General features: G+C 72.3%; 11 protein-coding genes and 1 pseudogene. 5 read left to right on the forward strand and 7 right to left on the reverse strand.

The window, feature by feature from the left end; genetic code table 11:
* Positions 1–45 precede the first annotated feature (45 nt).
* From ACZ4LX_RS21510 to ACZ4LX_RS21525, 4 genes are all read right to left on the reverse strand, one after another.
* A complete protein-coding gene (locus ACZ4LX_RS21510; RefSeq protein WP_467647072.1) occupies positions 46–666 on the reverse strand; it encodes a TetR/AcrR family transcriptional regulator in 621 nt (206 codons plus the stop codon).
* A 96-nt stretch (positions 667–762) separates the two neighbouring features.
* The gene (locus ACZ4LX_RS21515) at positions 763–2,046 is read right to left on the reverse strand and encodes a hypothetical protein (RefSeq protein WP_467647078.1); all 1,284 of its coding nucleotides are present in this window, start codon (positions 2,044–2,046) and stop codon (positions 763–765) included.
* Positions 2,047–2,069: 23 nt separating this feature from the next.
* Positions 2,070–2,840 (reverse strand): hypothetical protein, encoded by a 771-nt coding sequence (locus ACZ4LX_RS21520; protein WP_467647327.1) that lies wholly within the window; start codon positions 2,838–2,840, stop codon positions 2,070–2,072.
* An 86-nt stretch (positions 2,841–2,926) separates the two neighbouring features.
* On the reverse strand, positions 2,927–5,080 hold the full coding sequence (locus ACZ4LX_RS21525; RefSeq protein ID WP_467647083.1) for a right-handed parallel beta-helix repeat-containing protein: 2,154 nt from the start codon (positions 5,078–5,080) through the stop codon (positions 2,927–2,929).
* Between the two features lie 142 nt (positions 5,081–5,222).
* Between ACZ4LX_RS21525 and hmgA the strand changes: the two genes are divergently transcribed.
* From hmgA to ACZ4LX_RS21545, 4 genes and pseudogenes are all read left to right on the forward strand, one after another.
* Positions 5,223–6,551, forward strand: coding sequence for a homogentisate 1,2-dioxygenase (hmgA, locus tag ACZ4LX_RS21530; RefSeq protein WP_467647090.1), 1,329 nt, complete (start codon positions 5,223–5,225; stop codon positions 6,549–6,551).
* Between the two features lie 41 nt (positions 6,552–6,592).
* Positions 6,593–7,378, forward strand: a complete 786-nt coding sequence (locus ACZ4LX_RS21535) for a GntR family transcriptional regulator (protein WP_467647096.1) — start codon at positions 6,593–6,595, stop codon at positions 7,376–7,378.
* 207 nt (positions 7,379–7,585) lie between these two features.
* Positions 7,586–8,803 (forward strand): type ISP restriction/modification enzyme, encoded by a 1,218-nt coding sequence (locus ACZ4LX_RS21540; protein ID WP_467647102.1) that lies wholly within the window; start codon positions 7,586–7,588, stop codon positions 8,801–8,803.
* Between the two features lie 181 nt (positions 8,804–8,984).
* A pseudogene (locus ACZ4LX_RS21545) lies at positions 8,985–9,431 on the forward strand (ABC transporter permease); the annotation flags it as partial.
* A gap of 42 nt (positions 9,432–9,473) precedes the next feature.
* On the opposite strand, the gene ACZ4LX_RS21550 reads toward ACZ4LX_RS21545, so the two are convergent.
* From ACZ4LX_RS21550 to ACZ4LX_RS21560, 3 genes are all read right to left on the reverse strand, one after another.
* Positions 9,474–10,082 (reverse strand): TetR/AcrR family transcriptional regulator, encoded by a 609-nt coding sequence (locus tag ACZ4LX_RS21550; protein WP_467647108.1) that lies wholly within the window; start codon positions 10,080–10,082, stop codon positions 9,474–9,476.
* 195 nt (positions 10,083–10,277) lie between these two features.
* Positions 10,278–10,541, reverse strand: a complete 264-nt coding sequence (locus ACZ4LX_RS21555) for a hypothetical protein (RefSeq protein WP_467647113.1) — start codon at positions 10,539–10,541, stop codon at positions 10,278–10,280.
* Between the two features lie 311 nt (positions 10,542–10,852).
* On the reverse strand, positions 10,853–11,662 hold the full coding sequence (locus ACZ4LX_RS21560; protein ID WP_467647121.1) for an SGNH/GDSL hydrolase family protein: 810 nt from the start codon (positions 11,660–11,662) through the stop codon (positions 10,853–10,855).
* Positions 11,663–11,972: 310 nt separating this feature from the next.
* On the opposite strand from ACZ4LX_RS21560, the gene ACZ4LX_RS21565 reads away from it, so the two are divergent.
* Complete coding sequence (locus ACZ4LX_RS21565; protein WP_467647127.1) at positions 11,973–13,088, forward strand: DUF5925 domain-containing protein; 1,116 nt, start codon at positions 11,973–11,975, stop codon at positions 13,086–13,088.
* Positions 13,089–13,141 lie beyond the last annotated feature (53 nt).

Consider the following 13,141-nt stretch of genomic DNA (forward strand, 5'->3'; position numbering starts at 1 on the left):
CCTCAAGACCCTTTCCCAAGGCCTGCTTTCGGGTCCTCCTCGGGGTCAGCCCAGCACGCGCGCGAGGTAGGCCTGAAGCAGCACCCGGGTCTCGGCGACGATCGCCCGGTCGCCGGACGGGTCGGTGCGGAAGGCGAGTTGGAGCAGGGCGTCGGCGGCCTCCACGCAGACCAGGATGGCGCGCAGAAGGTCCTCGTCGGGGTCCCGGTCGAGATGGCGGGCCAGCAGATCGGTGAGCCGGCCCGCGACGCGCTGGTTGGCATCGTCGGCCGGGTCGTCGCCGGGTGCGGGGGCACCGAAGTCGATGAGGGAGAAGCCGGCGACGGAGGTCTTCATCGCCAGGTACTCGTCGAGCACGGCGTCGATGGCGCGGCGCCAGTCGCCCGCCGGGATGGCGGCCAGCCGGGCGGCGATCCGCTCGGCGTACCGGTCCAGGTTACGGCGGGCCAGTGCGTCGGCCAGCGCCCGCTTGTTGGAGAAGAACCGGTAGACGGAACCGATGGGCACCCCGGCGCGTACGGCCACCGCCCGGGTGGAGAGCTGCTCGTAACCGGTCTCGTCGAGGAGTTCGGCGCAGGCGTCGAGTATCCGGGCGAGGCGCTCGGCGCTGCGCTGCTGCACGGGGGCGCGGCGGAGGTTCGTGTTCGCGTGGGGCACGGGTTCCATGATGCCGTGGGGCTCCTCCGCCGGGAGCGGGGGCCGGGGTCCGCCGCCCCGGCCCGGTGCCCGGCTCTGCCGGTGCGGGCGCCGCCCCGCTCGGTCTCAGGCGATGAGCAGGGCCAGTCCGCCGGTCGTGTAGGCGACCATCAGGACCAGCAGCGGAAGCTGGCCGGCGACGGCACGCCCGGGCGGGAAGAGCCGGACGGAACGGTCATGGGCGGCAATGACACCGAGGACATGGCCGAGAACGATCGCGACGACCTGGAGTGTGGCGATGCCGCCCGGCCCCAGCGGCGGTTCGGGCGGTACGGGATTGTCGGCGCCGAGTGCCACCATGACCGTGCGCGGACCTTCGGTGACGAAGAGTGTGAAGTAGTGGGCGACGAGATAGCCGAGGGCGATCGGAACCAGGGAGTGCGCGAAGGCGGTGAGGGGGTGCGGCAGTTGACCGGAGATGAGCCGGGCGGCACCGGCGCAGAGGCCGTAGAGCCCGGCGACGAGGGCGACGGCGCCCAGCAGGCCGAGCGTGGCCGTGGTGGTACGGCCCAGGGCCGAGGTCTGGACGGTGTTGATCCAGGACGGCGCGTCGGAGAAGCCGTCGTAGGCGGTGGAGCCGAGCATCACGCAGACGGTGGCGACGAGACCGGCGAGCCGGGGCGTCGCGTCGAGTCCGTTGAACGGGGAGCGCAGGACGAGGCGGCGGTCCGCGGGGCGGCGGCCGAGCGGGGAGAGCCGGGCGAGGAGGCCCGAGTAGGCCTCGAAGGCATCGGCGTGGTCGAACCAGCGGGCGCCGTACGCGGCGGCGCCCGCCAGTTGAGCGGCGGAGTAGAGGGCGAGGAAGAGCAGCAGGGCAGTGGGCGAGGCGGGGTCGGGGGCGACGAGTTCGAGCCAGGTGAAGGCGAGGAGCCCGGCGGCAGCGGGCCACATCCCCAGGCGTGCGGGCAGGGCGCGGCCTGCGGCCGGATCACGTCCGAGCGCACGGCAGCCGAGGAGATGGAGGGTGCGCAGCGGGTTGAGCAGCCGCCAGACGGGCCCGAACAGCAGCGAGGCCGGGACGAGCCCGACCCACAGGAGTACGTAGACGGCGCCGGGGGCCGGGTTGCGGTCCGGGCCGGCCGGCCCGAGGAGCAGGTACGCCACGACCAGGAGCGCGGCGCCCAGGCCGAGCGCGCGGGCAGCGAGGCGGATGGGGCGGGCGTCGGCCGCGCGCTGGACGGCCGTCGGCAGCGGCCGGCCCGCCCGGTCGCCTCGGAACCGGGAGGCGGACCAGAGCAGGCCGAGCGCGAGAAAGGAGACGAAGAGCGCGGCGAAGGCCCCGGCGAAGGCGTAGAAGGGCGAGAGGGGCAGGTCGTGCTGGGCGCCGATGCCGTGGGCGAGGACGCTCACGGCGCCGGGATCGCCGACGCCCTTCACCGTACGACGAGTTGGGTCAGGAGCAGGTCGGACTCATGTGTCTCGACCTCGAAGAGCCCGGTGCGGTCAGCGGTGAAGGTGAGGGTGACGGTCTCTCCTGCGGGCAGCCGCGCCTCCTTGTCGTAGCCGTGTACGTGAAGGGTGTCGGCGCGGTCGCTGCGGACCTGGAGGCGCACGGTGCGGCCCTTCTTGACCTCGGTGCGCCCGGGGGCGGGGCTGACCTTGCCGTCGTGGACGGAGATCTCCACGGTGGTGGCGGAGCCGGGCGTGGGGCGGCCGGCCGAAGTGGCCCCGCCGAGCGTGGCGGTGGCCTGGACCGGGGTGGAGCCGACGGCCCACGCGGTGTGGTCGTCGGCGTAGAGACGGGCCGTGAGCCGGGTGCCGCCCCCGGCGCCGCGCAGGAGCGACTGCGGAAGGTGGAACCAGGCGCCGTAGACACGGGCCAGGGGGTGACCGTCGAGGAAGAGGCGGGCGTGACCGCGTCCCAGGAGTGCGGCGCCGCCGACGCTGTCCGGGGTGAACCGGAAGTTCCGTACCGAGAGGTGGACGTTCCAGCCGTCCTCCGAGTCGGGCCGGACGGCCAGGGCCACCTCGGGCGCGCCCTGGGCGTCGATCCGACGCAGCCGGTTCCCGGAACCGTCGTCCGCTTTCAGGAGCCGGCCGTTGCCGCCGGTGGCCTGCTCATGGCTGGTGCCCGGCTTGTGGTGCGTGGTGGCCCGCCCTCCGCAGGCACCCGCGCCGAACAGGAGAGCTGCGGCGACGAGCAGGGCGGCGGCGGACCTGCGCCCTCGGACCGGTCCCCGGTTCCGGTGCTGGTGCTCGTACTGGTGCTGATGCCGGTGCAGGTGCTGGTTCACGACGGCTCTCCGTCCGGGGCGGCGGTCTGCGGGGTGGACGAGGCGGGTCGAGCGGGGACTTCCGGATCCGCCCCGCCGTCCGAACCGGTGGCCGGATCCGGAGCGGACGCCCCGTCCCCTCCCCGGCCCCCCGTCGCGCCCGGCGTCCCCTTCTCGGGCTCTCCGTGGCGGGCGGCGGCCACCACGGCCCACATCACCCAGACCAGGCCGAGCAGCCCCCGTACCCAGGCCGGGCTCAGCGGGATCCACGGGATCATGAACACGCCCTTGTCCAGCGCGTCGAGAAGGGTCAGACCGCCCAGCACCACCGTGGTCCAGCCCAGCCACGGCCGCTCCCGTCGCAGCACCAGCCCGATGCCCGTCCACCAGACTCCGGTCAGCAGGAGCGCGAGGGCGGGTACGTAGGTGGAGGCGAGGCCCGTGGTCGAGCCGGCCACGTCCAGACCGAGGCCGATGAGACCGAGAACCGTGGCGGCCGCGGCGAGCCGGCTGGACCGCAGCCGGCGCCACCACAGCACCCCGCCGACCAGCACCAGCACCACCGCGATACCGAGGGCCGCCTGCACCTCGACGCGCTCGATGCCGCGTGCCCCGTACCAGTCGCAGCCCGCCGGCAGGCGGCGTGCCTGCACGTTGTAGTCGGCGCAGACCAGCAGCTGGGCGAGTTTGACGGGCTCGCCCACCAGCCGGTCGGTGCCGCCGGTGACCTCACCCCGCTTCGACCCGCACGCGGGCAGCGAACGCGGTGTGGAGGCGCCCGCGTCCGACTGCCAGCAGTTGCCCGCCCCCTGGCCGTCCCACCACACGTCGGCGCCGTTGGGGCGCGATCTGCCCTGCTTGTCCGTGCCGAGGTGGTTGTTCGCGTACCGGTTGTGGTGCGAGGTGTCGGTCTGCTTGCCGAGCGCGTCCTCGCCCCGGATGAAGGCGGGTACGGCGCTCAGGAAGAAGGCGGCACGCTTCTGCCCGTAGACCCAGTTGTTCTCGTAGAGGTTCCAGTTGCCGCCCGCGGTGATGATGCCGGAGCCCGGCGGCATGGAGATCTGCGGGCAGACCACCCCGTCCTCGTAACCGCGCTCGACGGGCGGCTTGGCACATGTGCCGTCGGCGACGTACGGGTAGTAGTCGGCGTTGTTGTCGTGGATCAGGTTGCGTTCGAAGCGGGCGTGGTTCTGCGGCAGGCCGGGGTGGCCGGGGAAGGCGCTGTCCATCGAGGCGCCGCCCATGTTGTGGTCGAACTCGTTGTCGTGGACGTACACCGAGTCACCCGCGGTGCCGGAGTAGCCGACCATGTTGTGGTGGCTGCGGCAGCCGGTGATCTCGATCGAGTAGCGCGGGACCCGGTAGCCGTACCCGTCGTTGATGTTCGACGCGCTGCCCGGGTAGATGCCGGAGTCGCCGTTGCCGTACGACTCGCAGTTCTTGTACAGGCCGTGGTCGCTCGCGAACGTCAGGAAGCCGTACTCGTCGTTCCACCGGGTCAGGACGTCGTCGATGACGAATCCGTCCTGGGCCAGGATGTACAGCGAGTTGAACGTGGTGCGCTGGGCGGTGAAGTTCTTGAAGTAGACCCCGTCGGAGCCGTCCGCCCGCACCGCGTTGAGCTTCTGGTACTTGGCGTCGATGACGACGTCCGTGCGCTCGGCTCCGGTGCCCTCGATCTGGAGGTCCTTCTTGCCGAGGATCGCCACGAGGTTCTGGTTGTGCGGGCACTTCGCCTGCTGGGCGTAGCTCAGGATCTGGTAGCCGAGCTGGGAGTTGGGGGCCTTCAGCCGGGCGCACTCCCCCTTCGGCGCGGGGAGCGAGGGCTCCTCCTCGTAGAGGCCGGGCAGGATCGCAATGTTCCTCCCGGGCCGGGTGACGGCGTCGACGGCCTGCTGGAGGTGGCGGTAGCCGGACTTCTGGCACCGGTCGAAGAGCTTCAGGTTCCTGGTTCGCAGGGCGTCCGGGAAGCCGGATATCCGGCGCTCGAAGTCGGCCCGGTCGCTCTTGCAGACCAGCAGATCGGGCTCGCCCGCGCGGTACACGGGGACACTGCCGGTGCCGTCGGGCAGGGTGACCGGCCGTTCCTCGTGCGCCTGGGCGGCCGGGGCCGCGAGAAGGGCGGCAGCGAGCGCCGCCAGAACCACCAGAAGTCTTCGTGTCCACGACATGTGCCGGAGAGTAGAGCATTGTTCAACTTTTGGAACCCCCCTGTGCCGCACGAATGCCGTTGACTCGCCACGGTCCAATTCCTACGGTTGACCATAGGATTCCAGGATTCCGAACTCTTCCTCATGCACAGGGAGCACACACATGAGCGGCATCGAGCAGGCACGGAAGACGGCGGAAGGGCTCGCGCACTCCGCCGGATTCGGCAATCAGCACAGCTCGGAAGCGGTGCCGGGGGCACTGCCGCACGGCCGCAACTCCCCCCAGCGCGCACCGCTGGGGCTCTACGCCGAGCAGCTCAGCGGCTCGGCGTTCACCGAGCCGCGCGCCCACAACCGCCGCTCCTGGCTCTACCGGATCCGCCCCTCGGCCGCCCACCCGCCGTTCACGCGGACCGACAACGGCGCCCTGCGCACCGCGCCCTTCACCGAGACCGTCCCGGATCCCAACCGGCTGCGCTGGGACCCGCTCCCCGAGCCCGCGCCCGGCACGGACTTCCTGTCCGGGCTGTGGACGCTGGGCGGAAACGGCAACGCCGCCGAGCGCACCGGCATGGCCGTGCACCTGTACGCCGCCGATTCCGCCATGACCGACCGGGTGTTCAGCGACAGCGACGGCGAACTCCTCATCGTCCCCGAGCAGGGCGGCCTGCTGCTGCGCACCGAACTGGGCCTGCTGCGGGCCGAACCCGGCCATGTCGCCCTGATCCCGCGCGGTGTCCGCTTCCGGGTCGAACTGCTCGACGCCACCGCCCGCGGCTATGTCTGCGAGAACTACGGCCAGCCGTTCGTCCTCCCCGATCTCGGCCCGATCGGCGCCAACGGCCTCGCCAACGCACGGGACTTCCTCGCGCCGGTCGCCGCGTACGAGGACGTGGAGCGACCGGTCGAGGTGATCAACAAGTACTGCGGAAACCTCTGGTCGGCGACGTACGACCACTCACCGCTCGATGTCGTCGCCTGGCACGGCAACCACACGCCGTACGTCTACGACCTGCGCCGTTTCAATGTCATCGGCTCGATCAGCTACGACCACCCGGACCCGTCGATCTTCACGGTGCTGACCTCGCCGACGGACACCCCCGGACTGGCGGGCGTCGACTTCGTGGTGTTCGCGCCGCGCTGGCTGGTGGGCGAGGACACGTTCCGGCCGCCGTACTTCCACCGCAACGTCATGAGCGAGTACATGGGCCTGATCGAGGGCGCGTACGACGCGAAGACGGCGGGCAAGGGAGGCTTCGTGCCCGGCGGCGGCTCCCTGCACAACATGATGTCGGCGCACGGCCCGGACCGGGAGACCTTCGAGCGGGCGAGCGCGGCGGAGCTGAGGCCGCAGAAGATCGACGACGGTCTGGCCTTCATGTTCGAGACCCGCTGGCCGGTCACCGCGACCGGTCAGGCGGCGACGGCCGGCCATCTGCAGCACGGCTACGACGACGTGTGGCAGGGTCTGAGCCGCAACTTCAGGCCGTAGCGGCCCCCGTGCCGCAGCGACGACGAACGCAGGTGACCCAGGTGCCGCAGTCCCCTCCGAAACCCCCCACGGTCCCGGGGGCCGCCTTCGCACCCGACTCACTGGTCCTGAACCGCAAGCTCCCGCTGTGGTACCAGGTCTCGCAGTCGCTGCGGGCCTCGATACTGGGCCGCACGGCGGACGCCACGCTGCGGCTGCCGACCGAGGAACAACTCGCCGCGCACTACGGCGTCAGCGTCCTCACCATGCGCCAGGCGCTCAAGGAGCTGGAGACGGAGGGGCTGATCAGCCGGCACCGCCGGCGCGGCACCTTCATCGAGCCGCGCGCCCGCCGCGTTTCGCCGGTGCGGCTGCTCGGCTCGGTCGACGCGATCGTCGCCCAGCAGTCGGGCGAGCGGACCACCGTGCTCGGCCACGGCCCGTGCCCGGTGCCGGGCGATGTCGCGGAGTACTTTCCCGGCTGCGACGAGGTCACCGGCTATCAGCGGCTGCGGTGCGAGGAGGAATCCGGCGAGCCGACCAACTGGGCGCAGAACTGGGTCCATCCGGAGATCGCGGCCGGGCTCGACCCCGCCGACCTCGAACGCTGGCCGATGACGAAGGTGCTGCGCGACCGCGTCGGTGTGCCCATCTCCCGGATCACCGACACGGTCGAGGCCCGGCTCGCCGACCCGTCCACGGCCGAGCTCCTCCGGGTCCCGCTGCTCAGCCCGATCCTGTACTACACGGGCGTGACGTACGACGAGGGCGGCCGGGTGGTCGATGTGGCGCAGATCCGTTACCGGGGCGACCGGTTCTCCTTCTCGGTCACGCTGGAGGCCCACTGAGCAACGGCCTCGGTCACGGGGAAGGCCCCCGGCCAACGGCCACCGCCATCGTGGAGACCCACCGGGCGACGGCCGCCCCAACAGCCTCCGCGAGGGCGGGCGCCCGCTGCGCCCCGCACGCCCCGGCGGGCGCCCTGCCGACAGCCCCGGCGTCGCCGTTACGATGCCGGGGGAAGCGGCAGGTGTGGCGACGGGGAGGACGACACGGTGGCAGCTCCGGCGGCGGCCGGCTCCGGTGAGGGCCCGCACAGCCCGCTCCTCGACGACCTCATGCCCTGGTCCGTACGGCCGCTCAGGACCGGGCGCCCCTGGGTGACCGCCCCGGACGCGGCATCGCTCAGGGCCCGCTGGGAGCGGCTGGCGCACGCTCCGGAACCCGAGCGCGAGCGGTTGTTCGGGCCCACCCGTGCGCGTACCCCGCAGACTCCGGTGGCGGCCCTGCCCGGACAGTCCACCGGGACCGGCCGGTTCGCCCGTGAGCCGGGGCCGTGCCCCGATCCGGTACGGATCCTGCACGGACCGTTCGACGAGCAGTGGCTGCTCCCCGACCACCGCCTGATCGACGTGGCCCGGCCCGAACTGTGGCGGGTCGCCGACGACCACCAGCTCTTCCTGGTCGAGCACGGCCGGGTCCCCCAGGACACGGGCCCCGCCCTCTCGGTGACCGCGCTGCTCCCCGACGGCCACTCCCCCGCAGGCCGGCCCGGCCGGATCCGCCCGCTGTACCGGCGCCCCCTGGGCACCGAACCCAATCTGGCCCCGGGGCTGCTCGGCCTGCTGCGCGCCCGCCACGGGGACACGGTCACGGCCGGGTCGGTCCTGGCCTGGATCCTCGCGGCGGCCCGCGACTCCCCGGCCGGCCGAATCGTGCCACTTCCCTCGGACACCGCGCGCTGGTCGGCGGGGGTGGCGCTGGGGCATGAGCTGCTGCGGCTCCAGCTGCGCGGGGCTCGGGGCGGCGAGCGACCTCGGCTGCCGGGCGGGCGCCGCCCCTATGTGCGGGCCGCGGTACCGCCCGCCCCGTCGGAGCTGTCGTACGACGCCGATGCGCAGGTGCTGGCCATCGGCTCCGGCCGCATCTCCCCGGTGCCCGCCGGTGCGTGGGAGTTCCAGGTGGGCGGGGTGCGGATGCTGGAGCTGTGGTTCGGGCGCCGGACCGCGGTGGCCGGGGCGGACGGACTGGAGGCCGTACGCCCCCGCGCCTGGCCGCGGGAGTGGACCTCGGAGCTGCTGGAACTGATCACGCTGCTCGCCCTGCTCGCCGAAGTACGGCCCCGGCAGGACGAACTGGCGGAGGGACCGGAGATCGGCGTACCCGAGCTGCGGGCGGCGGGCGTGCTGCCGGTACCGTCAGCCGCCCGGCGGCCCGCCTCCGTGCTCGACCACCGGGAGGAGGGCCCCGACGGGCAGTTCGCGCTGCTCTGACCCCCGTCCGGCTCCGGCCCGGCCCCGGCGGGGGCGGACCGTCCTACGAGCGGCCGGAGGAGTCCAGCACGCGGGCCGGCGCCCGGTCGAACACGGCGTCCAGGTCGATCGGCCCGGGGTCCTCGGCGAACCCCGCCGCCATCCGCGGGTACTTCCCGGCCCTGATCCGGCTACGTCTTCGGCAGCGGCCGGCCTGGTACCCCTGATGCTGGTCGGACTCGCCGTGGGCCGGCGGATCGAGGGCGGTCCGGCCGCCGCACTGGGCGCGTTCGGGCTGCTCCTGCTGTTCCGGTTCGCCACCTCGTGGGTGGGGTGCCGGCTGGGACTGCTGATCCGGAACGAGGAGGCCGCAGGGCAGCTGGGCGCCTCGACGTTCATCCTGCCGCTGCTGTCCAACGCGTACATCCCGACCGGCAACCTGCCCGGATGGCTGCGCACACTGGCGGAACGGAACCCGATCAGCGCCGCCGCCGCGGCCGTCCGGGATCTCTTCGGAAACGCCGCACCGGCGGCCGACGCGGCATGGCCGGTCGCCCACCCGGTGGCCGGGACGCTGCTCTGGTCGGCGCCGCTGCTCGCGGTCGCCGTCCCGCTGTCCGTACGCCCCTACTCGCGCGGCGGCGCATGAGAACCGGGCGCACCGCACCCGGACGAGAAGAGGGTGCCGCACTCAGCCGGGCAGCACGACCGGCCGGTCCAGGGCGCCCAGCAGCGAGACGAAGCTCGACTCCAGGAACGCGCCGAGTTCGTCGAGGGCGTCCGGCCCGTCGAGCGGCCAGCTGGTGACGGCCTCCTCGGCGAAGGCCATCCAGGCGCGGGCGGCGACATGCGGCCTCGGCGCATCCGGCATCCCGAGACGCCGCTGCCCCTCCCGCACCCGCCGGGCCAGGATGTCGCGGGTGGACTCGACGACGTCCTCCACGACGGGATGGCTGCCGGCGGCACCGCGGACCAGGGCGAGATAGACCCTGCGGTGCTCCGTGACGTACGCCGCGAAGCCGGCAATGAACGCCCGCAGCCAGGGAACGGGCTCCAGCGAGGGGTCCGGCTCCGTGGCTGCGGCGAAGTCGTCGCACTCCTGCCGCACCACGCAGCGGTAGAAGTCGCGCTTGGAGTCGAAGTAGTGGAAGAGCAGCCCCCGGGATATGCCGGCCCGGCGCGCCACATCGTCGGTGGAGAGTTCGTCCAGCGAGCAGTCGGAAAGCATGTCCACGCCAATCGCGACCAATTGCGCCCTTCGCTCGTCGGGGCTCAGGCGCACGGCTCGCTTCTCGGGCATGCCGACAGTGTAGAAGTACTTCGGCGCCGAATTACCTCGGTACCCACTTCACCAGAAATCACACCTGCGGCTACGCACCCGGCCTTCCCCGGGTGAGAGGCCCGGGAATCCACGCGGACATGGCGAAGCGCCACTGCCGGCTCCGGGGATGACGGAAGAGCGGGCAGCGGCGCGGCGCCGGGACCGGGGGTCGGATCAGTGGCGGCTGCCGAAGAGCGAGCGCCGCAGTCGCCGCAGCGGGGCGAAGAGCGAGACGCGCGCGCTCTTGCTCCGGCGGGTGTGCGCGGCATCGCGCGAGGTCAGCTCACGCATCAGCAACGTCGCCTCCGCGGACTCACGCTGCGGGACGGCGGGACCGCCCAGCACTGCGAGATGGCGGTCGAGGCGCGAACTCGTCGCGCTGCTTCCGCAGGTAATGGCAGGCACACGAGCCCTGCTGCGCACCGTTATCTGTTCCATGTCACTCCCCACCCGTACGAGGGCACCCGGCCCGGGCAGGTTAACCCTATCCCTCCTCGGCGACACACGTGTATCCCGGGCGCAGGATTGAGCACACACATACGGAGGTTGACGATCTGTCCGTGCGGCTGCCCGCCCCCGGGCGAGCGGGACAGACCGTCAGCGTCCGGACTCCGCAGGCCGGTCGGGGCAGCCGGCCGGACAGGACCCCGGCCCGCAGGCCCCGCACCGGCGGGCGGCCGGGCAGGACGCCGCCCGGAAGCGGCGGACGAATACAGCGGGCGAACGCGGTGAACGGACGTACGCGCCGGTCAGTCGAGCGCGTTGAGCACGGGCAGATAGCCGCCGGACTGCCCGGCGGCGAAGGGGTGGTACGACTCACCGATGTTGAGCCAGTTGAGGCTGTGCAGCCAGGCGCTCCCGGAGCAGATCTCGTGGCCGGTGAACTGCCCGGCGACATCACCGAAGGTGAATCCGTGGTCGGCGGCACGCTTGGCGGTGGCCGCGTTGAGGTAGTCGGCGGCACCGTTGATGGCGGTGCGCACCTTGTCACTCAGACCGACGACGCAGCTGCCGCCGATCTTGTAGAAGCGCGGGTAGCCGAGGACGACGACATGGGCGGACGGGGCCTTGGCGCTGATCGCGTCGTACACCGAGTCGAGCTTGCCGGGGAGCGTGGAGTCCACGTAGCCGCGGGCGGTGGCGATCCGGTTGAGGCAGGTGGCCTCCGACTGGAGGACACAGGTCGTCATGACATCGGCGAATCCCGCGTCGTTGCCGCCGATGGAGATCGAGACGAGATCGGTCGCGGAGCTGAGCGGTCCGAGCTGGTTCGCCGTCACATCACCTGTACGGGCACCCGAGCAGGCGGTGAAGGCGAATGAGGCGGGCGCATGGGCGGCCGCCCAGAGGGAGGGGTAGGCGAGGGTGCTGCGCTTGCAGTCACCACTGGAGCCGATGTAGCTGCCGGAACCGACCCCCGAGGAGTAGGAGTCGCCCAGCGCGACGTAGTCGACGGCTTGTACGGAGGGCGCGGCGTTCGCGGTGGCCGCCCCGGTCAGGGCGATGACGGCACCGAGCAGGAGCGAGGACGAGAACGCCACAATTCTGGAAATTTTCATGGAACCTCCCATGGACCGAACGGCAGGATCTCTGCCACGTCCGTGGTAGCAGCAGCGAAGGCCTTTTCGGAAGTGTGCATGCCAAGTCCATCGGGCGCGGTCTCGCCGGCAATGCGCTGAGAACGTGTCACATCGGGGTACGCGTGCCGTCGGAGTACCTGTCACATCCGCGTACACATCACCTCGGCGCAGGGCGCTCCCCGTGGCGGACTCCGGGCCATGACCCCGGGCGGGGCCATGGGTGGACCGCCCCCGGCGGGCAAGGGCGGCTGCCGAAACACAGGTGCGCCGCCTACGCCGGTGCCGGATCATGGGCGGCATGTCTGCCAACCCCGAGGCCGCTCTGCCGATCCGGCTCACCGTCGACGACAGCGACTCCCCGTCCGACGTCGTCGACGCGCTGCTCCTCGGCCGCTTCGCGACGGGCGAGCAGCCGTACGCGCACAGCTCGTCCCTCGACCGTGTCAGAACGGGTGCCACCCTCCTCCCCGCAGCCGCGAGGGTGCTGCGCGCCGCCCGCGACGACGACCGAAGCGCCACGCTCGCCGAGGGCGAGGGCTGGACGCTGCTCGTCTCGCGATGGAGCCGGGGCGCGGACGTCACGGTCACCGCGACCAGCGCCGAACTCGCCAGGAAGGTGCTCGACGAGGCCACGGAAGGTGCCCAGGACGAGCCGGAGCCCCAGCCGGAGAACGTGACCATGGGCTTCTGGTACGTCTCGCCGCACCGGGGGCCGCACCGCACGACCCGTCAGATCTCGGCCGGCACCTGGGAGGAGATCCGGCCCAACTACACCGCGCCCGTGGCCGTGGCCATGGACCGGCTGATGAAGGTCACCCCGGACGACATCGCGGGCCGGCTGCTCCTGCTGCACGGGCCCCCCGGCACCGGCAAGACCTCCGCCCTGCGTACGCTGGCCCGGTCGTGGCGGGACTGGTGCCAGGTCGACTGCGTGCTCGACCCCGAGCGGCTCTTCAACGACGTCGGTTATCTGATGGACATCGCGATCGGCGAGGACGACGGCAGTGCGAAGGGCCGCTGGCGGCTGCTGCTCCTGGAGGACTGCGACGAGCTGATCCGCGGCGAGGCCAAGCACACGGCCGGCCAGGCGCTGTCGCGGCTGCTGAACCTGACGGACGGGCTGCTGGGCCAGGGCCGCAACGTACTGGTGGGCGTGACGACCAACGAGGACCTGGAACGGCTGCACCCTGCGGTCGTCAGGCCCGGCCGCTGCCTGGCCCGGATCGATGTGGGCCCGCTGACCCGCAGCGAGTCGGTGGCCTGGCTCGGCACGGCGGAGGGACTGAGCCGTGACGCGGCCGGTGAGGGAACGACTCTGGCGGAGCTGTACGCCCTGCGCCGCGGCACGGGCCCCGCATCGGTCCCCCAACAGGACTCGGGGGCGGATGCGGGACTGTACCTCTGAGCGCGGACCGCCAGGGGACGGACCCGGGCCGTGTCTCCGAGCGCGGGCCCACC

This window comes from Streptomyces sp. NPDC026062, from assembly GCF_055568375.1.

Coding starts and splice junctions, on each gene's coding strand:
- ACZ4LX_RS21510 (WP_467647072.1), bottom strand. CDS start 666: ATGGAACCCGTGCCCCACGCGAACACGAACCTCCGCCGCGCCCCCGTG.
- ACZ4LX_RS21525 (WP_467647083.1), bottom strand. CDS start 5,080: ATGTCGTGGACACGAAGACTTCTGGTGGTTCTGGCGGCGCTCGCTGCC.
- hmgA (WP_467647090.1), top strand. CDS start 5,223: ATGAGCGGCATCGAGCAGGCACGGAAGACGGCGGAAGGGCTCGCGCAC.
- ACZ4LX_RS21550 (WP_467647108.1), bottom strand. CDS start 10,082: ATGCCCGAGAAGCGAGCCGTGCGCCTGAGCCCCGACGAGCGAAGGGCG.
- ACZ4LX_RS21555 (WP_467647113.1), bottom strand. CDS start 10,541: ATGGAACAGATAACGGTGCGCAGCAGGGCTCGTGTGCCTGCCATTACC.
- ACZ4LX_RS21560 (WP_467647121.1), bottom strand. CDS start 11,662: ATGAAAATTTCCAGAATTGTGGCGTTCTCGTCCTCGCTCCTGCTCGGT.
- ACZ4LX_RS21565 (WP_467647127.1), top strand. CDS start 11,973: ATGGGCGGCATGTCTGCCAACCCCGAGGCCGCTCTGCCGATCCGGCTC.